Consider the following 24,442-nt stretch of genomic DNA (forward strand, 5'->3'; position numbering starts at 1 on the left):
TGTTAGTAGGAATACTAATAGCCAGATGAGTTTCATCCATGAATGCCGTTAAGTCGTAGTAGATGTGCCGTTTCACACTCTCGTCCCATCATCTCGTGAAAAAGTTCCTGCATACTTTGCGATCCCCCTTTGGCTAATACAATCTCTTTGTATTTTTGTGCCAGTTCGGAATCAAAAATCCCCTCATCGACGATAGCGTAATAGGCATCTGCACTGAGGACTTCTGCCCATTTGTAGCTGTAATACCCCGCACTGTATCCTCCGCTAAAGATGTGGGAAAATCCGTTTTGAAATTTGTTATACGATGGCGGTTTGATAAAGGTTGTTCTCTCTCGGATAGAGTCGAGGAGGTGTTGAATAGCATCTCCTTGGTAGAGTTTCGAATGGAGCTCAAAATCAAAGAGGGAGAATTCGAGTTGGCGGAGCATAAAGAGGGCGCTTTGAAAATTCTTGGCACGGATAAGTTTGGCAATCATCTCATCACTGAGCACTTCATTTGATTGATAATGTTTGGCAAAAAGTTTGAGAACTTTAGGTTCATAGGCAAAATTTTCTAAAAATTGGGATGGGAACTCTACCGCATCCCACTCGACACCATTTACACCGCTTACCCCATGCTCACGAGTGAGACTGAGAACATGATGGAGGGTATGCCCCATCTCATGAAAGAGGGTGACGACATCATCGTGACGTAAGAGGGATGGGGAGGTGTCGGATGAGGGTGGGAAGTTACACACGACAAACGCACTGGCGAGATGGGTAGACCCCTCGCAATCTTCGTGGTGGGTTTGAAAATTGTGCATCCATGCTCCACCTCGCTTGTTTTTACGTGCTTCGAGATCAAAATAGATACGTGCACGAAGTACGTCGTTATCGTATACGTCGTACATACGTGCTTTTTCATCCCATAGTGGAGCATCAACTTTAACAAAACGGATTTTGAACATTTTTTCTAAAAAGGTAAACATCCCATTCAGAACACTGTGTTGTTCAAAATAGGGGCGATACTCCTCTTCATCGATGTCATATTGAGCTTTTTTGAGAATCTCACCGTAGTAGGCGGTATCGTAGCTTTGGAGATCGATGTTGGGGGCAATGGTACGCAGTTCGTCAATTTCACGCGAGGCTTGTGCGTGGGAGGTGTCGATAAGTTCATTTAAAAATTTTAAGACGCTTTGGGTATCAGGTGCCATTTTCGATGCCAACGAGTAGTGTGCGTAATTATCAAATCCGAGGAGTTGCGCCATCTCTTGACGTAGAGACATGAGTTCATCGATGATTGCACCGTTTTGGGGAGCGCGTGTTGTATAAGCACGGTACAGCTCTTCGCGGATGGTGCGGTTTGGTCCATAAGTCATGTAGGCGATATAGGAGGGCATTTGGAGAGTGAAACGGTATTTTGTGACCCCCTCTTCTTCAAAACGTGCCTCTTCGAGATCACTCTCCCCTATCCCCTCGATATCGCGCGGATCGGTGATAATCTTTTCATACGCATTGGTCGCATCGAGGACGTTTTGGGAAAAATCATTCGAGAGGGTACTTTTACGGTTATTGATTTGGGCTAAACGCTCTTTGCTCTTCTCATCCAAATGGGCACCCGCGAGTTCAAAATGGAGGATATTGAGATCGACAATTTTGCGTTGTTCGATGTTTAGTGATTCATATTCATTAGATTTAATCTCTTTAAACGCATCGTAAATGGCGAGATTTTGCCCGACAAAGGTGGAATAATCGGTCAAAATAGGGAGCGCTTCCGCGTATACTTTTTGGGAAGCTTCGGAGTTATTAACCGCATTGATATGAGAAAGTGGGGTAAACAAAAGTTCCATCTCGTCTTCCATCAGATCAAACGGACGGACAAAATTGAGATACGTTTTAGTCTCAATAGTAAGTAATTTCTCAATGGTGACGTGATTTTTGGTAATCAAAGTGTTTAAATCATTGATAAAAATCTCTAAGTTAAGGGTAAAGTCGATAAAAGGGTGCATGGTTTCTCCTAAAAAAGTGTGTTATTGTAGTAAAGAGTTTCAAAAACTATTCTATAATATTGCAATTTGAAAGTAAAAGGAAGTTTATGGGCTCAAAAGCCAAATTATTATTTCGCTATATTTTTGTAGGGGCTTTATCTCTTTTCCCTTTAATCTTGGTATTGATTGTTGTTAATTATCTAAAAAATTTGGGGGTTAGTGCCTATCTCTCTTTGCATGATTTTACCAATTCGTTCGGAGTGACAATCTTTTTGATGATTGGAGTTATTGTTGTTTTTGCAGTTCTTGGGTACTCGATAGAAAAATACGGTCGATCTATTTTTGTCTCCGCTATCGACAACACTTTTGAAAAAATTCCCGCCGTCCGCTCTGTCTATTCGATTTCGAAAAAAATGGCGGCGATGTTTTCAGGGGGGGATGAAAATTCGAAAAAAGAGGTAGTTCTCGTCGAATATCCCAAAGAAAACGTGTGGGTTCCCGCTTATTTGCTAAACCATCATGAAAATATTTGTGTCTTATTTATCCCTACCTCTCCGAACCCTACGAGCGGTTATACGGTATTGGTCGATGAAAAGATGATTAAAAAAACAACCCTTACCCTTCAAGAAGCATCCTCCTTTATTATCAGTATGGGGGCAGATTTTCCTCAAAAAGAGAAAGTCTCACAACTTATTCAAACTCATCAAACTTCGGTTCAGGGGCTTTAAAATTCTCAATCAGATTTTTTTGATAGAGAGGTGCTTGGGTATAAAGGGCGGTAAATGCTCGTTCTCCGTACTCTTGGGTGAGAGAGGTATCGATAATCACATACGAGAGATAGACGGTATTTTGATCGATAGAGAGTTGTAAATCTTCTAAACGCTCATTTTCTGAGAGTAAAAAATCATAAAGCAGTTCAATATTCTCTTGGGGAATCCGACACAGTGCCGCATCGGCGATAACGACTCCGTTATCATAATAATTGACTTCAATACGTGTATTTTGTCCATCAAATCGCCAGCTTCGTTGAGATCGTCGAGACAAGGTGACGTTGACCCCTAATTTATTGATAATTTTTTCGATGAGGGCTACTGCACCAGAGGGTTTGTACCCTTCACGACGACGTTTGGCAACATCGAGTTTGATACCGCACTTGGGGCAGTAATCATTTGCAATATTCGATTCTTGAATCAAATTTTTACACGATACGCAACGGATAATATTGGTTTGATTCAGAGCTAAGAAATTCTCCAATGCCTCTTGGAGGAGATAATAGGGGAGGGCAAATCCTAGATTATTGGAATTTTGGATGATAAAGGTATTGACTCCGATCACCTCTCCAGCTTCGTTAAATAGAGGACCCCCGCTATTACCGGGATTGATGGCGGCATCGAATTGGATGTATTCGGCTTCTCCTTGTACCCGTATTGCTTTGGAGATAATCCCCTCGGTGGTTGAATAATTGAGACCGTAAGGGTGTCCGATAGCGACAACAGTATCCCCATCATTAATCGTCTCTGTGCAAAGACGGAGCGGTTGATTGGGATGGATAGGGGAGGGGGACGCGATAAATGCCAAATCGTATCCCGCATCATCGTAAATAACCTCACCTATCGTTCTAGGGAGCGTTTTGGTGCTAATAGTCACCTCTTTAAGCCCTCCTACAACATGGGAGTTCGTAACAATTAAATCACCGATTATAAACCCACTTCCTGTCCCATAAGGGGTCATGATTTGGACGATACTTTCGATTGAGGTTTCGAGTGTCTCTTGGGTCAATTGTTTCATACTCAAAGCTCCTGATAATCGAGATTTTTGATTTGAAGATAGAAGCTTTGGCTAAAATGGTCTAAATCGGTGTAATTTAGCTCTTTTGCAAAATTTTGCAGATTTTTATATCGGTGGGTATAGGGCTCTATCGCTGAGGCTATCAATTCACTGATTCGCTGAATGTTAAACGATTTTGTTGATGGAGTATACAATCGCTCTTCCCCCTCATCGGCAAAAAAATCGGACGCATAGATTTGAACATGGAGGTGAAAGAGGACGCGAAGTGAAGGGTGGAGACCGTAATTAAACAAAACATAGAGGGCAATATAACGATAAATCGTCGGGATAACGTAACTGACATGGTTGTTTTTATACCAACGAACTTTTGCTAACGATTCATCGATAAACGTAGCGATATCATCATGCATCGCCTGATCGTAAGGTGAAAATGTTGTTGGGGCTGTGTAAAATTGGGTTGAAAAGTCCTCAAAACTCATCTGTGAAAGCTCATCCAAATAGCTCTCCAAATCACTGTTCTTATCGGTCGTGAGTTTTTCATCATCGATAAAATAGCCGTTGATTTTCTCATTAATCTCTTTTGCCATTTTTTTATGAGGGGTGAGGAGATAATCAATTTGGAGCAAGAGTGCAAGATAGCTAAACGATGCCATTCCGTTATTGTCATTGGATAACAAGCCAACCAAACTCTCTTTTGTTTGGGCAATCCAAGAGAGCATAGTCGTATAGAGGTGGCGAAGCCGTTCGTGATTAATAGGGTGGATATGATCTATTTCAAGCAGTGCCGATTCATCGAATTCGCTGGCAATAAAATCTTTTTCAAAATCGGCATTAAGGGCAAGCTCACGGAGGGGAAAAAAGATTTTTTGAGGGGTGATTGTGGTGTTGTGTAACTCAATGCTTAAAATGATATGGTTCTCTTTTTGGGAAAAATGGGCGTAGGTAAGTTGAAAATTACGTTCCAATAACCGTCGTTTCATGGCAACCGGTATTTTAGAGGCATGGGCAATTTTTGCAGATGCGTAAAAACGCTCCTCGCTCACCTCTGCTTGTAGGATTGCCATCCCTTGTTGGAGGGTAAAAGAAATGCTTTTTTCATGTGGTTTTAGTATCAGATGGTGGGTATTGCCATGATGTTGAATCGATTCGAGAAAAAAGTGGTATCCACGGAGAACTTCATGGTTTCCAAATGCTTCAGCGGATGCTTCAAAGAGTTTTTGCTCATCGGGATTTGGAAGAGCATGGATACCTCTTCCGTAGTGAATAATCGGAGGATTTTTTTGAGGTATAAAATGGCGCCAAAGCTGTTTGAAAAAATTTATATCCACTTTTTAGCTCCCTTTATCTATGGCTAAAGTGTAATCAAAGCAACCTTAAAGCGACAATAAAGTATAATCCGATTAATTACGTAAAGGGGGTTGTATGGGTTACAAACGTGTATTGGTAAAGTTCTCAGGTGAGGCTTTGGCTGGTGAAAACGGTTATGGTATCGATACAAAAATCCTAAAATTTATCGCAACAGAGATTAAAACCCTCGTAGATGCAGGGATCGAAGTGGGAATTGTTATCGGTGCCGGTAACATTATCCGAGGTGTTACCGCTGCTGCGGATGGAATTATCCGTCGCACTTCAGGTGATTATATGGGGATGCTTGGAACGGTGATTAACTCGATTGCCGTACAAGAAGCGTGTGAACACGAAGGTATTTTAGTTCGTGTTCAAAGTGCCATTAAGATGGAGCAAATTGCAGAAGCTTTTATCGTCCGTCGTGCAATGCGTCATTTAGAAAAAGGGCGCGTTGTGATTTTCGCCGCAGGGACAGGGAATCCGTTTTTTACGACCGACACGGCGGCAACGCTTCGTGCGGTAGAGATCGGTGCGGAAGTTATTATTAAAGCGACCAAAGTTGATGGTGTGTATAATAAAGACCCTAAAAAGTTTGCCGATGCCATTAAGCTTCCGTCTCTAGGATATGAAGAGGCGCTCCAAGATCATATCAAAGTAATGGACGATACCTCAATCGCATTAGCCAAAGAGAATAAATTGCCGATTATCGTGTGTGATATGTTCACTCCGGGTAATCTACTCAGCATCATCCAAGGGAACTTGGATACTTGCTCAATCGTTAAATAAACCACAAAGGAAATAGAATGATGAGACTTGAACAATTAACAGCAAAAGCGTTAGAAACTGCCAATATTGATCGTTATCAATTGGCATTAGCGGTAGCAAAGCGCTCAGAAGAGCTTTTAAACGGTGCATCAACAAAACTTAATGTTGATACAAAAAAAATGAAACATGCTGATATTGCTTTGATGGAAATTGCTGAGGGGCATGTTACTATCAAAGGCTTTGTTAATAAAGCGTAATTTTTTTTAAAGCTGCATCGTTGAATCAAATCGATATTAAAACTATTCAGAGTATCAATGATGTTGAAGGTGCGGTGACGTATCTTCGTGCGCAAATCCCCTTTTCCCCCCTTTTAGAACAATCTCTCAATTTAGCATCGGATGCTCATGCAAACCAGCTTCGAAAAAGCGGTGAACCCTATATCGTCCATCCTATTTTGGTCGCGAGTATCGTAGCAGGTCTAACCGGTGATGAAGCGATGGTAATTGCGGCATTGCTCCATGATGTTGTTGAAGATACGGTGATTACGATTGATGAGATAGGATTTGATTATGGTCCAGATGTCGCCCATTTGGTAGAGGGGTTGACGAAAATCGATACGATTCGTGATGCAGAGCTTATCCCGTCTCATTCGGATCAAAAACTGGTTGTCTCTGCACTTACTTTTCGCAAAATGCTCCTTGCCTCTATCGAAGATGTTCGGGTATTAGTGGTAAAACTGTGCGACCGATTACACAATATGTTGACGTTGGATGCATTGCAACCGTATAAACAACATCGAATTGCTGAAGAGACACTGGTCGTATATGCCCCTATCGCCCATCGTCTTGGGATCTCTTTTCTAAAAAACCTACTCGAAGATTTAAGTTTTCAATATCTTTTTGTTGATGATAAACATGCGATTGAGAGTTATTTGGAAGAGAATTTTCGTTCAATCAATGAACGACTCGATGATTTTTGTGAGAAGTTAACCCAAATCTTGTTATCTAACGGGATGTGTCAAGAGGATTTTGAGATATTGAGTCGGGTAAAACATCATTACTCTATTTATCTTAAAATGCAACGTAAAGGGATTAGTATCGATGAGATTCTTGATCTTTTAGCCGTCCGTATTTTGGTAAAAGATTCGATTGATTGCTACAAAGTTTTTGGCATGGTACATTTGCATTTTCAGCCGCTTAGTGCACGCTTTAAAGACTATATCGCCATCCCAAAAGAGAATGGATACCAAACCCTCCATACTACTGTTTTTGATGAGAGTGCTATTTTTGAGGTTCAAATACGCACTTATGAGATGCATGCAACGGCAGAGCTTGGGGTTGCGGCTCATTGGAAGTACAAAAGTGGCGGAAATAATGCAATCAACCTTGATTGGCTTCATAATCTTCAGTACCAAAACGAATCGGTAGAGGCTTTTTACGAACTTATTAAAAATGATCTTTACAGTGATGATATTTCGGTTTTCTCTCCTAAAGGTAAAGCATTTACGTTACCGCGTGGAGCGGTTGCACTCGATTTTGCTTATGCCGTTCACACCGCAGTGGGAGATATGGCTGAGGGGTGTTTAGTTAATAAAGAGAAAGCGAGTCTTTTATCTGAATTGCACAACGGTGATGTTGTTCGTATTATTACCGCACCTGATGGGAAAAAAATTACACGATGTACATGGGTCGATGCAGTTAAAACATCAAGAGCAAAATCGAGCATGCGCTCTAACTGTAACCAACGTATCCGCTCTGTAGACCATGATAGTGGGGTAAATATCCTTTCCACTATCCTTCGATTGCCTCCGGATAAAGTAGCTGAAGTGTTAGAAAAAGTGGAACTTTCTGAACAATGGCATCGGATTCCGCGTGAGCTCGATTTTCTAAAAGAGGTATTAAACCGTATTAAAGAGGCGATGCAGGAAAACAGCCGTTTCGGTGCTTTTTGGACACGGGATCGCTTTAAATTAAAACCCTATCTTTTTAATTCGATAGAAATACTCTCCAACCAAACGATTTCGGATTCGGTATTTGATTATTGTTGTCATCCGAAATCGGGAGATGAGATTGTTGCCTTTTTACAAGATAATAAAGCACATGTCCATCATAAAATGTGTCGTTATGCCAGTGGGATGATTGATGCGCACCAACCGATGCTATTTGTGCAATGGAAGCGGGAACACCTTAGCCGTTACCATCTTATTATTAGTATGGCAAATGCCAAAGGCTCTCTTGCAGAGTTACTTACCTATATGGCAAAAATGGGGTGCGATATTGAGAGTATTGAACTGGGTAAAGCAAAATCAGAGCATACCCAATATTGTGAGATGGAGTTTCAAACGTTGGAGCGTGATCTTAACCGCTTGCGCTCTAAGCTGGATAAAAAAGGGAAAATAATACAATTTTTTCGGACCGATGATGCGTACCGAAGCCAAGGATAAACAATGAATCAAAACAAAATTACTGAAGCACTCCGTGAAATTAGACGCGGTACGGCTGAAATTATTGATGAAGCACGGATGGAAGTATTACTCAAAAACTATTTTGACAAAGGGGAGACCTATACTGTTAAAGCAGGATTTGATCCTACGGCACCTGATTTGCACTTAGGGCATACGGTGTTGCTCCAAAAATTGGCAATCTTTCAAAAATACGGTGGTCGTGTACAGTTTTTGATTGGCGATTTTACCGCACAAATCGGTGATCCTACTGGAAAAAGTGAAACCCGTAAAAAACTTCTCCCTGCGCAGATAGAGGAGAATGCGGTGAGTTATAAAACGCAAGTATTCAAAATCCTTGATCCTGAAAAAACCACGGTGGTTTTTAACTCTGAGTGGATTAATCCCTTGGGTGCGGCTGGAATGTTGGAACTTACAACGACGTTTAATGTTGCCCGTATGTTGGAACGGGATGATTTTGATAAACGTCACAAAGCAGGTATTTCCATCTCTATCAGCGAATTTTTATACCCGCTTCTTCAGGGATATGACAGTGTTCATCTTAAAAGTGATATTGAAATCGGGGGAACCGATCAAAAATTTAATTTGTTGATGGGACGACATTTGCAACGCTCGTATGAAGTAGGAAAAGAGCAAGCAGTATTGATGATGCCTATCTTAGAGGGGCTTGACGGTGTCCAAAAGATGTCCAAAAGCTTAGGCAACTATATCGCCGTTGCGGATGCCCCCAACGATATGTACGGTAAAATTTTGAGCGTTAGTGATACGTTGATGTGGCGCTACTATGAGCTTTTAAGTGCACTTACATTAGATGAAATCGATGGACTAAGAATCGGTGTAGAAAATGGTTCTCTTCATCCTAAAAAAGTGAAAGAGGCGTTGGCATTAGAGATTACGGCCCGTTTTCATACACAATTAGAAGCGCAAAATGCGGCTGATGAATTCCAAAGAGTTCATGCGCAAAGTGAAATTCCAACAGAGATGGATGAATTTAGTTTTGAAGGACCTGTTTGGGTTGCAAAAGTTCTTGTAGAATGTGCACTTTCTCCATCAACGTCCCAAGCACGACGGGAGATTAAGCAAGGCTCTGTTAAAATTAATCAAGCTAAAATAGATGATGAGCAGTTACAATTAGAAGCTGGCGAGTATGTTATGCAAATCGGCAAACGAAAATTTGCCAGAATAAAGGTGTCCTAATGAGTTTACAATCACTTCAAATCGGTAAATATACCATTCCCGTCCCTATTGTTCAAGGTGGTATGGGTGTCGGAATCAGTTGGGATAGATTAGCAGGTACGGTATCGTTAGAGGGTGGTTTAGGGGTCATCAGTTCTGTAGGAACTGGGTATTATGAGGATAAATCGCATTCAGATAAATTGGTGGCAGGGCGTCCATTGGAAGCTGATAACTTTTATTCCAAAAAAGGGCTAATAGCTATTTTTGAGAATGCTCGAAAAATCTGTGGTGATGCACCGCTTGCATGTAATGTACTTTATGCGATTAATGATTATGGTCGTGTGGTTACCGATGCGTGTGAAGCAGGTGCTAATATTATTATTACAGGTGCAGGACTACCAACCAATATGCCTGAATTTACGGCAGATTATCCCGATGTTGCGTTAGTCCCTATCGTCTCTTCGCCTAAAGCATTATCTATTATCTGCAAACGTTGGCAGAAACGGTATAACCGCTTACCGGATGCGGTCATACTTGAAGGGCCGCTTAGTGGAGGACACCAAGGGTTTACCTATGAGCAATGTGCTATGGAAGAGTTCCAACTTGAAAATTTGGTAGCTCCGGTTGTCGAAGAGGCGGCTTTGTGGGGGAATATCCCTGTAATTGCTGCCGGCGGGGTCTGGGATAAAAATGACATTGACAAAATGATCGCACTCGGGGCTTCCGGAGTACAGATGGGTACCCGTTTTATCGGGACACATGAATGTGATGCCCATGATAATTTTAAACAGGTTCTCCTAGATGCGCAGGAGAAAGATATTACGTTGATGAAATCGCCTGTTGGGTATCCTGCGCGCGGTGTACGGACTAACCTTCGTAATCTAATTGATACACGAAGTGGACCGGCTATAAAATGTATTTCTAATTGTGTTGCACCGTGTCATCGTGGAGTAGAAGCCAAAGAGGTAGGATTTTGTATTGCTGATCGTCTTAGTGATGCTTATTTGGGTAATTTAGAATTGGGACTTTTCTTCTCTGGAAGTAACGGTTACCGTATTGATAAAATTATTTCCGTCAAAGAGTTGATGGCGAAATTAACAGAAGGCGAATAATCAATTATGATCCGCTTTTTTCTTTCACTTATTGTATGTGTTTCGTTATTGTTGGGAGCTACTGATAGTGAACGTTTAGAGAGCGCACAAAAAGCATTAAATAGTAGTGATGAGATAGAGCAGTTTCGTGGTTATAATGAGTTTAAAACTCTCTATACTAAATCCCTATCTACTAAAAATAGTGCTATGACGAAAGAGACATTAGAGGGGATTATAAAAGGGGGGGAGATTTTAAAGATTGATGTTACTCGATACAAAACAGAACTTTCAAAACTCGCCCCACAAGAGATAGTAAAGCCTGTTGAAATTGCTCCACCTGTAATTGCACAAGAGAATCAAAAACCGCTTGTATTCCCAAAGGAGTATCTCAAAGCACCATCAGTAGCTACTAATGTCTCTACTAATTTTTTAACTCCCTCATCAGAACAGTTAAAGCAGCAAATTGAAATTCCAAAGTTTACTAATGATTTAGGTAAGTCTCACCGTCTATTGGATGTAAAATGGAAAGATAATAGGATTGAATTGCTTTTTGATACAGCGATTGATTCAAAAGAGGTACAACTCTCTAAGATTATTGAAGCCGATAAGCAGCGTTTCCGTTATATTATCGACATTGAACAAACCACAATTTCTGGAACAAAAGTTTTGGAGCAAGATAAACTTCAAAAAATACGACTAGCACAATACGATGCAAAAACTCTCCGAATTGTGATAGAAAATAACGAAGCTATTGCCCTTAAGCCGGTGTATAAAGGGACATCAATATATGTAGATTTTTCATTTCAAAAAGGGACACTAACAACTCCTTCTCCAGCCGTAACACCGGCAGTAATTCAACCCCCGATTGTAAAAGATCCCCCTCCGATTATTGCTCTTCCTCCTATGCAAAGTATTACCCCTCGTGATCGAAGTAAAAAAGTGATTGTGATTGATCCTGGGCACGGTGGAAAAGATAGTGGTGCAATTGGTAATGGCTATATGGAAAAGGAAATCGTTTTAAAAATCGGTTTAGAGCTTGCCGATCAACTTCGAACATTAGGGTATACCGTCTATATGACACGCTCTACTGATATTTTTATCGAGCTTAAAGATCGTACCCATTTTGCGAATGATAAATCAGCAGATCTTTTTTTATCCATTCATGCTAATGCCATCCCTAAGGGAGCTGATGCAAACACAGCATATGGGATAGAAACCTATTTTCTCTCGCCGGGACGAAGCGAACGTGCTATGAGGGTAGCAGCATTGGAAAACTCAGAAGATATGGGTGAGATGGGGGCGTATGGAAAACTCAGTTTTTTAAGTGTTCTTAATACGGAAAAAATAATTGCTTCCAATAAACTTGCTATCGATATTCAAAAAGGGGTATTGAATAATTTACGAAAACAATATCCGAATGTTAAAGATAACAGTGTACGAGAAGCACCGTTTTGGGTATTGGTCGGTGCGCAGATGCCCGCTATTTTGTTAGAAACAGGCTATATCAGTAATCCGGACGAATCTGCACGTATTGCTGATCCAAAATATCAAAAATGGATGGTTGAGGGGATGGTAGATGGTATTAAACACTATTTTGCAAATAACCCTTAACCCACTTCATTAGCCTACTAAAAGGAGAATAATGTTCTTTAAAACAGTACTTTATTTTCTTTTTGCTATCTCTTCTCTATCCGCATCTACCCTCTCGTATCTTAAAGATATTCATCCCATTTTAGAAAAACGGTGTGCCGTATGTCACTCGTGTTATAACGCCCCCTGTCAGCTTAAAATGGAGGCTTTTGAAGGGATAGATCGCGGTGGAAGCAAAAAAGCCGTTTATATGGCAACCCGCTTAAGAGCACAAGATCCTACCCGTCTTTTTATGGATGCAAACACAACGGAACAATGGCGATCAAAAGATTTTTTTAGTGTAACCAATGACTCTAATCAATCCATTTTACAAGGGATGTTGGATTTGAAAAAACTCCATCCCGATTCTAAAGGGAGCTATTTTGCCGAAGCTGAAGATATTACTTGTGTTAACAATAAAGAAGAATTAGAGAGTTATAAGAGAAAACATCCCAACTGGGGAATGCCCTATGGATTTCCACCTCTCAAAAAAAATGAGTATGAGACTATGACGCGCTGGTTAGCTCAAGGGGCAAAAGGACCAAGCCAAAAAGAACAATTATCACTTATTACCCCTTCCCTTAGCGCTTCAAAAAATATACGAAAATGGGAAGTTTTTTTAAATCAGCAAGATCCAAAACATCAAGTTACCGCCCGTTATTTGTATGAACATTTTTTCTTAGCACATATTCGGTTTGGGACAAGCAGCGGACGAGAATTTTTTGAATTGGTGCGATCTTCAACACCATCCGGTGAACCTATTAGTGTAATCTCTACTGTTCGTCCCTATGATGATCCAAAATCTGAATATGTTTACTATCGGTTTCGTAAAATTCATGCTACTATTACCCATAAAACCCATATGGTTGTATTACTGGATGATGAACGTTTAGAACGATACAATGAGCTTTTTATAGCACCAAAATGGGTTGAAACGCCTCATTTACTCTCCTTTGACCCTATAATCAGTGCTAATCCCTTAATTGCATATGCCCAAATTCCGGCAGAGTCACGGTACAAATTTTTGCTTGATCACTCTCAGTATATTGTAGATACATTTATACGAGGTCCCGTATGTAAAGGGCAATTAGCTCTCAATGTTATAGAAGATCATTTTTGGGTTATGTTTATGGATCCGAAATACGATTTAGGGGTAAAGTATCCTGAGTTTTATCGCGAGCAACAAGAAAATTTATCGATTCCCAATGAAGCGGGAAGTGATATGAAGGTATGGAACATTTATACCAACAAATATATTAATCGCTATGAGGAGTATTATGCGGCGAAAACAGCGTTATATGATAAATATTATCCCAAAGGGTTACCGCTAGAATCGATATGGAGAGGTGAGAGATCGGTGGATGCCCCACTCTTAACGGTCTATCGCCATTTTGATAGCGCATCGGTTCATCGTGGAGTAAAAGGGGAATACCCGAAAACAGCATGGGTAATGGATTATGCTCAGTTTGAACGAACCTATTATGCCCTTGCTGCAGGATTTGATGTTTTTGGAAATATTGCCCATCAAACTAATATTCGTCGATTTATGGACTCTATACGTGAGGATGGTGAGTTAAATTTTATCCATTATCTTCCACGAAATGTACGTTATTCTCTTATCTCATCATGGTATTTGAGTGATACGATTGATCCAAAATATTTTGAACGTTTTCAGGGAAAATTTGATACTTCTTTTGAATACACAAGCGGTGATCCAAAACGTGAATTGATTGAAAAAGTAGTTGAACAGTATATATTACCCTCTACAAATATTGCGTTTGATACTCTTAACTATTTTAGAGCTCACGACGAGCACCCTAAAATGCCTACAGTATTTAAAACAAAAGCCGATTACATGCAAGGCTTTAGAGCATTAACCGCGCCAGGGACAGGTTTTATCCGAAAAGTGAATGAATTTGGGGTGGATGTAGTTTATATCCGCATCCGAAATACCCCTATAGGTGATCGATTTGTATCTATGGTGATTAATCGTTGGCATAACAGTGTAAATACAATCTTCAAAGAGTCAAGTCAATTAGACCCCAGCAAAGATACGATAGATTTTTTTGCTGAGAGTGTTGCTTCTTACCCTAACTATTTTATCGACGTCGATTTTTCACAACTCCCTGATCTTTTTGATTTATTGCAAAATTATGATGGTTCGGAGCTCTATAAAGCAAAATTAAATAAATATGGAGTTAATCGGACAAATGAGCATTTTTGGGAAGTGTTTGATGCATTTCAAAAGAATTTTAATAAAAGTGAACCGATAGAATCAGGGCTATACGATTTAAACCGTTATTACAATAAAGCAACCGAAGAAGAGAGCTTGGTAACGAGATTAATGGAACTTAGAAATTCATTGTAAGAAAAAGCTATTATCAATGATGTAATAGGATTACGCAGGTGATATTACATTTGAATGTGTTATAGAAAAAGTTTATATTTATGTTTCAAATGAAAATTATTCAGTAGACTTTTTAAATGATGAAAATATTTCTACATATAATAGCGATTAAGGGATATTAGTACTTACATAAATATTAGTAAGCCTTATATTCATAGTAAAGTATTTAATGCTCTCTTTTTAGCTTTAATTTATGGCTTTATGATTATTGCAACATTTTTTGTATTATTAGAGTGTTATTGTAGTCAAAATTTATATTTGTTAATTTTTCAATTTTCCATGTATCTTGAAAAAGTTTTGTAGTATTTTCTTCATATATATTTAATATCAAAAGTTTTATTTGCCTACTCTTTTCTGCTTCATCCGTCACATTTAAATCTTTTAGACTATTTGTTTGAAATATATCATAATAATAATATACACCATCCTTAATACCTAAAAAAATAATAGGTTTTTGTAAATATTTGTCATAAACAAGAGAAGTTTTATTGTCTATGTAAAAATCTGCAACCATATTTTGAATTGGGAAAATTTTTCTATTCTTGTTATTGTTTGCGCCAGCAATAATTGAGGAAGTAGCGTATATTATTAAAAGAAGAACAGCAGTTTTTTTCAAAACAGACAATAAATTATGTTTTGAATAACTGTTTTTTGATTTAGAATCAGCATAAATCATCAAAAATGTGATTACGGCAAAAATAGAAAAAATTGATAAGAATATTGCAATAAATATTTTAATTGATAAAAGGATTTCACTATCATTAATTAAGCTGTATGGTATGGTGTGTAGAATTAATAGTATAGATGCAACAAGAATGGAAGAATATGTGGTTAAAAGGATTTTAGTTCCTGTGAAAGAACCTAAATTTTCTTTAATATATATTTCATATTTCAAATTATCGATATTTATAAAACATTCAAGTGTTTCTTTGAGCTCTCGAATTGCTTGTTTTTTATCTTTAGGAATTTCAATAAGAATGATTTTAACAGTTTCATCTATCTTAAAAATATTTGTAATATTTTCTTTATTTAATGTCTCATACTGATTAGTAACACCATGTTTTTCTCGATTATAAGTATCTTTTAAAAAAAACGGTGTATATAAAATCCATTTGAAAATATTGCAGCCAAAATTCAAAATTTTCTTTTGTTTAGAAAGCAGTTTTATATATTTTGCATGAACAATTTTTTTCTTATCGTCATAAAAAATTAAAAATTGTGACATATCAGAGATTAGTTCTATGTCTTGTACTAATAAAAACTCTTGAAAACTTTTAAAGTCACCATTAAAAGTTAAATATGTTTGGATATTTTTTAGGATTTTATCATCATATATTGATAAATCACGTTCAATTGTCATGTATAAGATTCACAAATTGTTTTAGCAATAAAATAATTAATTATTATTGACATTAAAATCCTTTTATCTTTAAATATTTTTTTTACTTATTTTATCATCTGCCGTTGCTAAATTATCAGTTTCAGCTTTACGAACAAAGCGACGGATCTGTTCAACTTCTTGGTAATAGTTACTTATTTGCTCTGTACTATCTTTGCCAAAACTTTCTGGTCTATCAAGTAAACGCCGATAGGTATCATAAAACTCTGATTCACCATGTCTAAATGATTTATAATTGTCTTCAATTTTAAGTCCTCTATGAAAAGCTAATAAAATTGCAGTGAATGTTGAAATGAGAGTTAAAAATTCTTTAGAGAAATTATTGGGTTCAATAAATTGCGTAATTAGTGGAATTAATACGGAAGAAGGAATGGTCCAAAAAAGAGTATATATGTGAAATCTTCTATATTTTTCTGATTCATTCTTCCAAAAAATCAATGTGCCATGTATTCTTGAATAGTGTTGGCTAAGCATAAATTTTTCATTTTCGCTAAAATGCAAAGATTCTTCGAAAGATTTTCCACCAGGATTTAATTTTACTCGCTTTATAATCGCACAAAATACAGGTAGAAAACTTCCGATTGCTAAGACGCAATAAAGAATAAAAAAAAGAGACCAAATATCATTCATTTGCATTAAAATAACTTCCTACTTATCATTAAATACAGTTAATAAAAAATTTATACTTATTGTATCTTGATATTTCTCAAAAATAAGCTAATCATAACAACGGATGGAATTGTTGTAGTTTTATGGCACATTAATTCTCAACTAATGCTGGAATGACCTCCTAGCAGTTGTGACCTTTTTATTTAAAAGTACATAAGTGACTTGAAACTTAATTTTATAAGAAATCTAATTCTGGCAACTCTGAAGATGTCTCAAGAGTTATTATTTAGTATCTTTTTGTTTTTCAAATTGATAATAATGAATTAAGTCATCTCCATCTTCTTTCATATGAATAATATACATAATTTGGTCATCTAAAAGCCTAATTTGATGTGAGTTAAGTAAATTCATAATTTCACTGTACCATTTATGCATGTTTTCTCTATAATAGCTATAGTCAATTTTTCGACCATATGGATTCTCAGCATGCAGGATTGCTCCGCATTTTTCATATATGAGTTCGAATCTTTTTTTTGTTAGATATCCTTCATTTTTATCATGAAGTATAGATGTTAAATCTTCTTGATTAACAAATTCTTCAAAAATTGGATTTGGATAAAAATTTGGATTAATTTTTTCTAAATCTTTTAAAAGGTTTTTTGCATTCCAATGTTTTGCAAAATTTTCATATTGTTTTGAATATGTGCGTTTGTTGGCAATTAGTGAAGAGAATGCGATAAGTTCTAATATTTTTCTAAATTGTAACGCCATTGATTCAATAGTTGTTGCGTTAAACATAGTATTATCAAGAAGCAATGAAAAATTTACTATTGTTTTCATCCTTTTTTTGATTTCTTCCATTGAGTCACAATATTTTTCAATCTCTTTTTTTTCCATTAATAATCCTGAAACCTTTGCTTTATAAAAAAATAATAAATGGGCAAGTAAATAAAAAGGTGGAGCGGGAAACGAGACTCGAACTCGCGACATTCAGCTTGGAAGGCTGACGCTCTAGCCAACTGAGCTATTCCCGCGTATAAAAATAAACATGAAAGTGGCGGACGAGGAGAGATTCGAACTCTCGGTACCGTTGCCAGTACGTCTCCTTAGCAGGGAGGTGGATTCAGCCGCTTTCCTACTCGTCCTTCGTATTGAAGAGGCGTAATTATACGCAGGAGTAGATAACAAGTACCTTAAAGTACTGGTTATAATGATTTTAGAATTTTTTCAACCACTTCGGCAGGATTAGCAGCTTTATAGATGGGGCGACCGACGACGATAAAGTTTACTTTCTCATTATGGGCTATTTCTATCGTTGCTACCCGCTCTTGATCCCCTGCATCTTCACCAAACGGTCGAATACCGGGGGTAAGGGTGATAAATGTATCGGATGTTAAGGATTTAATCGAAGCACTCTCGTAAGCACTGCACACCACTCCATCAAGTCCAGCTTCATGAGCATCCTCAGCAAATTGATCGGCTTTGGTAGCGATAGATTTTTCATATACGTGGCTAAATTCTCCCTCTTCGAATGAGGTGAGGGCAGTGACTGCGAGGACGAGAGGACGGTTTTCATAGGGCTCAAGCCGCTTCATCACTTCCCTCATCGCTTTACGCCCCGCAGAAGCGTGAACATTAAACATATCGACACCCAATCCCATAATTGATTCAGCAGCATCTGCCATTGTGTTAGGGATGTCGTAGAGTTTAAGGTCCAAAAAGATTTTGAATTCGGGATTAATGGATTTGATAGCATCGATAAAAGGTTTACCGTCACGGATATAGGCGCGTAGACCCACTTTGAGCCAAATAGGATAGGTTTTAAGTTTTTCGATAAGGGCTAGGTTCTCATCTTGAGAAGGGAGATCAAGTGCGACACACAATTGCATATAAAACCTTTGAAAAATGATTCAAAAGTATAACAAAGCTTAAGTTTTTTTCTCATTAACGTAGTGTTAAGAAATCGTTTTAAAAAAGACTATACAATAGTCCCTGATATTTTAGAAATAAAAGGGGATAAAATGAATAAATTAGCCGTCATATTGGCTGGAATACTAGTGAGTGGAAGCGCTCTTTTCGCAGCACCTTACTCGGTCGATGTCTCTCACTCCAGTGTTGGTTTTAAAGTTAAACACATGATGATTAGTACGGTAAGTGGAAACTTTAGCGGTTTTAGTGGATCGTATGATTTGGAAAAAGGTAAATTGAAATCATTAAGTGGTACGGTTAAAACGACAACCGTTGATACCGGAATACAAAAGCGTGATGATCACCTTCGCAGTGCTGATTTCTTTGATGTTGCTACTTACCCAGAAATGACGTTTGCCATGACATCACAAAAAGGGAAAAAGGTTACCGGAAATCTCACTATACATGGTATTACTAAAGCGGTAACCATGACGATGGATATGGGTGGAGAAATTACCGATCCATGGGGTAACAAACGTTCTGGTTTTGTATTGAATGGAGTGGTCAATCGAAAGGATTTTGGGTTGAACTGGAACAAAGCGATTGAGGCAGGCGGTGTGGTTGTCGGTGATGATGTTAAAATCACCATCGAGATTGAAGGGGTAGCAGATTAAGTTCTGCGCTTACCCTTGCAGTGATGCTAATTGAGCATCTATTTTAGTAATCTTATCTTCTGCATCGGCAAGACCATTACGATTTTCGGTAATAACGGCTTCAGGTGCATTCGCTACAAAACGCTCGTTAGAGAGCATTCCACGTAATTTATCTACCTCTTTTTGAAGTTTTTCACGCTGTTTGGTAAGTCGGTCGATAATTGGGCTTAAATCAATCGCATCGGTTGGCAAGTATACTTCGACGCTATCTCCGATATCGCTGATTGCATTATCGATTTTTGTGTCGGTGAAGTGGAGAGTCTCCACTTTTGCCAAGCGGACGATAAACGGTGCCATCATCGCTTGATCGCCAGCGCATTTGAGGTAGGCAAAATCGATTTTTTGGTTGCCGAGATCGACGAGGGTTTTGGCACGACGGATCGTGACGATGGCATCCATGATGATCGCGAACTCTGCTTCAATCGCCTCATCTATCTCGATATTTTCAGGGTATGCCATAATCATGATGGAGTTACCCTCTTCAAGCGTTGTCCCTGAGAGTTCATGGTAGAGGTACTCGGTGATGAATGGCATAAACGGGTGGAGTAGTTTCATCGACTCTTTGAAGATACTTCCCAGCTCATCAACGCTCTCTTTGGACGCTTTGCCCAGCTCGATACCCCAGTCACAGAACTCGTTCCATAAGAAGCGATAGAGTACCGTAGCCGCATCGTTAAAGCGGTATTCGTCCAAGAACGCTCTCGTCTCAGCTGTTGCACGATGAAAGCGAGAGAGCATATAACGACCCAATGGAGTGGTGATCTCTTGATCCGCCAAATCTTTAAATGTCGGAACATTCATTTGGAGGAATTTGGAAGCGTTGAAAAGTTTGTTGGTAAAGTTACGGCTTTGTTCCAATCGGTCGTTACTGAGGCGGATATCGCGTCCTTGAGCAGCAAGGACGGCCAACGTAAAGCGGAGGGCATCGGCACTGTATTTTTCAACCATGTCGAGCGGATCGATAACGTTCCCTTTCGATTTGGACATTTTTTGACCGTTTTCATCGCGCACCAATGCGTGGAGGTAGATGTGGTTAAACGGCAATTCTCCCGTGAAACTTTCTCCCATCATCATCATACGGGCTACCCAAAAGAAAAGGATATCAAATCCCGTAATAAGAAGGGTATTCGGATAAAATCGAGCCATATCTTCGCTTTGGAAGAGTTGATCTTGTGCGGTATCACCATTCCCCCATCCGAGAGTCGAGAACGGCCAGAGAGCAGAGCTGAACCATGTATCGAGGACGTCAGGGTCTTGGGTGAAGTTTTTACTTGCACAATGAGGGCACGAAGACGGGGCTTCTTCCAAACTTGCCCACTCATGGTTACACTCGTCGCAGTAAAAAACGGGGATACGGTGTCCCCACCACAGTTGGCGAGAGATACACCAGTCGCGCAGTTCACCCATCCATGCGTTGTAGCTGTTGATCCAGTGCGGAGGGAAGAATTGGGTTAGCCCCTCATTGGTTTTATCGATGGAACCGCGTGCTACTTCTTTGCGAACGAACCATTGTTTAGAGATGTACGGCTCTACAATATTTTTACAGCGGTAACAATGCCCTACTTGGTGGGTGTGTTCTTCGATTTTCTCAATAAATCCAGCCTCTTCTAAACGTTTGACGATGACTGCACGGGCTTCGAGACGCTCTAATCCTTCAAATTCGCCTGCGTGGTGATTCAACATCCCTTTTTCATCGAATACGGTGATGAATTCGAGATCGTGACGTTTTCCTACTTCGTAGTCGTTCGTGTCGTGGGCTGGGGTGACTTTAACAACCCCTGTTCCGAATTCACGATCAACATGGCTGTCGGCGATGATTTTGATATCACGGTTGATAAGCGGCAAGGTGACGCTTTTCCCGATGAGGTTGAGGTAACGCTCATCATCCGGGTGTACCATGATCGCAGTGTCGCCGAAATAAGTCTCAGGGCGGGTAGTCGCAACCACGATATGACCGCTTCCATCACTGAACGGGTAACGCATGTGGTAGAAGTTCCCTTGGTGCTCTTCGTGCTCTACCTCGATATCACTCAATGCGCCGTCATGAGTACACCAGTTGACCATATAGTTTCCGCGAACGATGAGGTTTTGGTTGTAGAGGTGGACAAATGCCTCTTTGACAGAGGATTTTAGCCCCTCATCCATCGTAAAGCGCTCACGGCTCCATGCGGGAGAGACACCGAGTTTTCGGAGCTGTCCCACCATGATTCCGCCGCTCTCCTCTTTCCAAGCCCAAACGCGCTCTAAGAATGCATCTCGTCCGAGTTCCTCTTTGGTTTTCCCCTCGGCGAGAAGCTGTTTTTCCACGACGTTTTGGGTAGCAATCCCCGCGTGATCGGTTCCCGGTTGCCAGAGGGTCATGTAGCCATCCATCCGTTTGTAACGGACGATGATGTCTTGGAGGGTAAAGGTGAGAGAGTGTCCGATATGGAGTCGTCCCGTGACGTTTGGCGGAGGCATCATGATGGCAAAATGTTTATCTGGCTTTGCAATTGATTTATTTCCGTCTATTTCGAAATAACCCCGATTTTCCCAGATGGGATAGTAGTTCTCTTCAATATTTTTTGGGTCATAATGGGTTGCGGACATAGTAAGAGCCTTAAATAGGTAAATTATGGGCGAATTATACCAAAAACTTAGAGGAATGAATTTTGCTTTAGTTTACTACTTTAGCGCTAAAAGGGAAAAAGATGCAGTACGACGTAAAATCGGTGATTTTAGGATTTGAAAATATCACGAAGGTTGAATTGAATGAAATCGATGAGATGTTTTCAACGTTAAAAAGTTGTGATGAATCTAATATTGGATTTACGGTCGTGAATCCGTATAGTTTACGAGAATATTCGTTTGATGTTCCTACTCCTATCCGTATTTTGCTTGACATTAATGAGAATTCAAAGCTGCTTGTATATAATATCGTCATTATTCAAGACCCACTCGATGAATCGTGTATTAACTTCCTTGCACCATTAATTTTCAATCAAGAGAATGGGACTATGGCCCAAGCGGTATTAGATGCCGTGACTCATCCGGATTTAGGTTTAGCCGAACCGATCAAAAATTTTAAAGTATAATTTAGCTCCTTCCTAGGGGCTTTAAGGAGCCTCTTGCCACTTTCGCGCCTCAACGAACAACAATACAGTGCTGCCACAGCTGCGTATGGACACAATCTTATTATCGCATCTGCCGGTACAGGTAAAACATCGACGATAGTGGGACGTATTGCCTATCTTCTCTCTCAAAATATTAAACCCGAAGAGATTTTATTATTGACCTTTACTAACAAAGCAGCGCAAGAGATGGTGGATCGTGTTGCGGCCTTTTTTGGGCGGGAAATTGCTTCTAAAATCGATGCAGGGACATTTCATGCGGTAAGTTATCGATGGCTCAAACGTAAAGAGGGGAGGGTTGTTTTAAAACAACCTCGCGAATTGAAAACCCTTTTTCGTAGTGTCTATGAAAAACGGACGTTCTCTCATCTTGATAATGCAACTCCTGCGTATGGCGCCAATTACCTTTACGATGTCTACTCCTTTTATCAAAATACTGAACTTACTATGAATTTTGAAGAGTGGATTAAAGCACGCCAAGATGAACATGCAGTGTATGCCATGATCTATGGTGACATCATTGATGAATTTGAATCCCTCAAAAAAGAGTATGGTTTTGTCAATTTTAATGATCTATTACTCCAAATGCGCTATTTAGCATCACAAAATGATCTAGGGTATAAAGAGGTATTGATTGATGAATATCAAGACACTAATGCATTGCAAGGGACATTAGTAGGTGCCATGAACCCTCCGTCACTTTTTTGTGTTGGAGACTATGATCAGAGTATTTATGCTTTTAACGGTGCGGATATTTCCATTATCGGATCGTTTGATAAAACATTTAGTGATGCACAAGTGCATACTCTAACCAAAAATTATCGCTCAACCGTCCCCATTCTCTCTTTAGCCAATACCGTTATTTCGTATAATGAACGTATCTATCCCAAAGCACTCGAAGTAACCCGTACGGGTGAAGCGAAATCACCTGCTTTGATTGTGTACGAAGAACTTTTTGATCAATATCATGGCATTGCCCGTCTTATTGGAGATTCTTCCATCGCACGCGATGAGATAGCGGTGATTTTCCGTAACAATGCATCTGCTGATGGGATTGAAGCGACGTTACGGGAAATGGGGATCGCGTGTCGTAGACGTGGCGGAACGAGTTTTTTTGATTCCAAAGAGATTAAAGCATTGCTGGATATCTATACACTACTTGTCAATGAGTCAGATATGATGGCATTTATCCACCTTTTTGATTTTGCTAAAGGTGTTGGAAGTGCGGTAGCAAAAGAGCTCTTTGTTGCACTTCAAAAGCTAGGAAATGGCTCTTTTTTTCGAGGACTCTATACCCCTGATACATCGATTTCAAATCCTTTTGAAAAACGAAAACTAAATCACCAACTAGGGTTGTTTGATGATTATGCAGAATTAGGAAGTGCAGGTCGGTTTGCTAAACTAGGACTCGATCCGAATTTTATGGGAAACCCTATCTTAAAACACTCAAAACTTTCCAAAGAGTCAGCCACTTTTTTACACGATTTATTTATGTTATTTCGTAAACTCAAAGAGGCAAAATCTCCTAAAGAGGCGGTACAAAAGATTGCCCTCTCTAATCTTTACGGCCATGTCATAGAGCATTTGTCCCATCGACGTGCCATGAGCGAAAACGGTTCCGTTGATGAGCGGGTAAAAGCGGAATCGGGAGATAAAATCCGTCGGAAATGTACTTTACTGTTTGAACTCTCAAAGCCTTATAAAGAGCATGAACGTTTTTTAAACGCAATGATTTTAGGCTCTCAAGATTTAACACAAGGTGAAGGGGTACATTTACTAAGCATTCATGCATCCAAGGGGCTAGAATACAAAGAAGTGTATGTTATTGATTTGATGGATGGACGATTTCCAAATCGAAAACTGATGTCTCGAAGCGGTAGTATTGAAGAAGAGAGACGATTGTTTTATGTCGCGGTAACCCGTGCAAAAGATCATCTGTTTTTAAGTTACGCAAAATACGACAAGATTAAGAAAAGTAATTTTGTCCCGTCTCAATTTTTATTTGAAACAGGATTGATTCCTAAAGACGAACTTTATACCGCCCTTGTTAACAAAGGATCGGTTGAATAATC

19 protein-coding genes and 2 tRNA genes are annotated in these 24,442 nt (G+C 39.4%); 11 read left to right on the forward strand and 10 right to left on the reverse strand.

Features of this window, described 5'->3' with window-relative positions; translation table 11 throughout:
• Positions 1-32 precede the first annotated feature (32 nt).
• A complete protein-coding gene (locus tag PHC76_RS02915; RefSeq protein WP_299971502.1) occupies positions 33-1,988 on the reverse strand; it encodes a M3 family metallopeptidase in 1,956 nt (651 codons plus the stop codon).
• Between the two features lie 86 nt (positions 1,989-2,074).
• On the opposite strand from PHC76_RS02915, the gene PHC76_RS02920 reads away from it, so the two are divergent.
• A complete protein-coding gene (locus tag PHC76_RS02920) occupies positions 2,075-2,695 on the forward strand; it encodes a DUF502 domain-containing protein (RefSeq protein ID WP_299971504.1) in 621 nt (206 codons plus the stop codon).
• Here PHC76_RS02920 and PHC76_RS02925 read toward each other — a convergent pair.
• Entirely contained in the window at positions 2,658-3,755 is a 1,098-nt protein-coding gene (locus tag PHC76_RS02925) for a trypsin-like peptidase domain-containing protein (RefSeq protein ID WP_299971507.1), read from the reverse strand. The two genes, PHC76_RS02920 and PHC76_RS02925, sit on opposite strands and share 38 nt — an antisense overlap.
• A 2-nt stretch (positions 3,756-3,757) precedes the next feature.
• Positions 3,758-5,083: a hypothetical protein gene (locus tag PHC76_RS02930; RefSeq protein ID WP_299971510.1), complete on the reverse strand. Its 1,326-nt coding sequence runs from the start codon at positions 5,081-5,083 to the stop codon at positions 3,758-3,760.
• 94 nt (positions 5,084-5,177) lie between these two features.
• On the opposite strand from PHC76_RS02930, the gene pyrH reads away from it, so the two are divergent.
• The 7 genes from pyrH to PHC76_RS02965 are packed head-to-tail and all read left to right on the forward strand — an operon-like array spanning position 5,178 to position 14,592.
• Positions 5,178-5,888 (forward strand): UMP kinase, encoded by a 711-nt coding sequence (gene pyrH / locus PHC76_RS02935; RefSeq protein ID WP_299971513.1) that lies wholly within the window; start codon positions 5,178-5,180, stop codon positions 5,886-5,888.
• 20 nt (positions 5,889-5,908) lie between these two features.
• Positions 5,909-6,124: a DNA-directed RNA polymerase subunit omega gene (locus PHC76_RS02940; RefSeq protein WP_299971601.1), complete on the forward strand. Its 216-nt coding sequence runs from the start codon at positions 5,909-5,911 to the stop codon at positions 6,122-6,124.
• A gap of 20 nt (positions 6,125-6,144) precedes the next feature.
• Positions 6,145-8,310 carry a RelA/SpoT family protein gene (locus PHC76_RS02945; RefSeq protein ID WP_299971516.1) on the forward strand — a complete coding sequence of 722 codons (2,166 nt, stop codon included), beginning with the start codon at positions 6,145-6,147 and terminating at the stop codon, positions 8,308-8,310.
• 3 nt (positions 8,311-8,313) lie between these two features.
• Entirely contained in the window at positions 8,314-9,525 is a 1,212-nt protein-coding gene (gene tyrS, locus PHC76_RS02950) for a tyrosine--tRNA ligase (protein WP_299971519.1), read from the forward strand.
• Positions 9,525-10,616 carry a nitronate monooxygenase gene (locus tag PHC76_RS02955; protein WP_299971522.1) on the forward strand — a complete coding sequence of 364 codons (1,092 nt, stop codon included), beginning with the start codon at positions 9,525-9,527 and terminating at the stop codon, positions 10,614-10,616. The genes tyrS and PHC76_RS02955 overlap by 1 nt, the downstream gene beginning before the upstream one ends.
• Positions 10,617-10,622: 6 nt before the next feature.
• The gene (locus tag PHC76_RS02960) at positions 10,623-12,206 is read left to right on the forward strand and encodes an N-acetylmuramoyl-L-alanine amidase (protein ID WP_299971525.1); all 1,584 of its coding nucleotides are present in this window, start codon (positions 10,623-10,625) and stop codon (positions 12,204-12,206) included.
• Positions 12,207-12,237: 31 nt separating this feature from the next.
• Positions 12,238-14,592 (forward strand): fatty acid cis/trans isomerase, encoded by a 2,355-nt coding sequence (locus tag PHC76_RS02965; protein ID WP_299971528.1) that lies wholly within the window; start codon positions 12,238-12,240, stop codon positions 14,590-14,592.
• A 244-nt stretch (positions 14,593-14,836) separates the two neighbouring features.
• On the opposite strand, the gene PHC76_RS02970 is transcribed toward PHC76_RS02965, so the two are convergent.
• The 6 genes from PHC76_RS02970 to pyrF form a co-directional block, all read right to left on the reverse strand.
• Positions 14,837-15,991, reverse strand: coding sequence for a hypothetical protein (locus PHC76_RS02970; protein ID WP_299971530.1), 1,155 nt, complete (start codon positions 15,989-15,991; stop codon positions 14,837-14,839).
• A 69-nt stretch (positions 15,992-16,060) separates the two neighbouring features.
• Positions 16,061-16,666 carry a hypothetical protein gene (locus tag PHC76_RS02975; RefSeq protein WP_299971532.1) on the reverse strand — a complete coding sequence of 202 codons (606 nt, stop codon included), beginning with the start codon at positions 16,664-16,666 and terminating at the stop codon, positions 16,061-16,063.
• 255 nt (positions 16,667-16,921) lie between these two features.
• Positions 16,922-17,536 (reverse strand): hypothetical protein, encoded by a 615-nt coding sequence (locus tag PHC76_RS02980; RefSeq protein WP_299971535.1) that lies wholly within the window; start codon positions 17,534-17,536, stop codon positions 16,922-16,924.
• 60 nt (positions 17,537-17,596) lie between these two features.
• Positions 17,597-17,673 (reverse strand) — tRNA-Gly (locus PHC76_RS02985).
• A gap of 21 nt (positions 17,674-17,694) precedes the next feature.
• Positions 17,695-17,784 (reverse strand) — tRNA-Ser (locus tag PHC76_RS02990).
• A 60-nt stretch (positions 17,785-17,844) separates the two neighbouring features.
• The gene (gene pyrF, locus PHC76_RS02995; RefSeq protein ID WP_299971538.1) at positions 17,845-18,528 is read right to left on the reverse strand and encodes an orotidine-5'-phosphate decarboxylase; all 684 of its coding nucleotides are present in this window, start codon (positions 18,526-18,528) and stop codon (positions 17,845-17,847) included.
• A gap of 132 nt (positions 18,529-18,660) precedes the next feature.
• Here pyrF and PHC76_RS03000 point away from each other — a divergent pair, with 132 nt between their 5' ends.
• Entirely contained in the window at positions 18,661-19,221 is a 561-nt protein-coding gene (locus PHC76_RS03000) for a YceI family protein (RefSeq protein WP_299971541.1), read from the forward strand.
• A gap of 9 nt (positions 19,222-19,230) precedes the next feature.
• Here the strand turns inward: PHC76_RS03000 and PHC76_RS03005 are convergent, their stop codons facing one another.
• Complete coding sequence (locus PHC76_RS03005) at positions 19,231-21,849, reverse strand: valine--tRNA ligase (RefSeq protein WP_299971544.1); 2,619 nt, start codon at positions 21,847-21,849, stop codon at positions 19,231-19,233.
• Between the two features lie 101 nt (positions 21,850-21,950).
• Here PHC76_RS03005 and fliW point away from each other — a divergent pair, with 101 nt between their 5' ends.
• A complete protein-coding gene (gene fliW / locus PHC76_RS03010; RefSeq protein WP_299971546.1) occupies positions 21,951-22,334 on the forward strand; it encodes a flagellar assembly protein FliW in 384 nt (127 codons plus the stop codon).
• 33 nt (positions 22,335-22,367) lie between these two features.
• Positions 22,368-24,440 (forward strand): ATP-dependent helicase, encoded by a 2,073-nt coding sequence (locus PHC76_RS03015; RefSeq protein WP_299971549.1) that lies wholly within the window; start codon positions 22,368-22,370, stop codon positions 24,438-24,440.
• The last annotated feature ends 2 nt before the right edge of the window (positions 24,441-24,442 follow it).

It is taken from the genome of Sulfuricurvum sp. (genome assembly GCF_028710345.1).
GTDB lineage: Bacteria > Campylobacterota > Campylobacteria > Campylobacterales > Sulfurimonadaceae > Sulfuricurvum.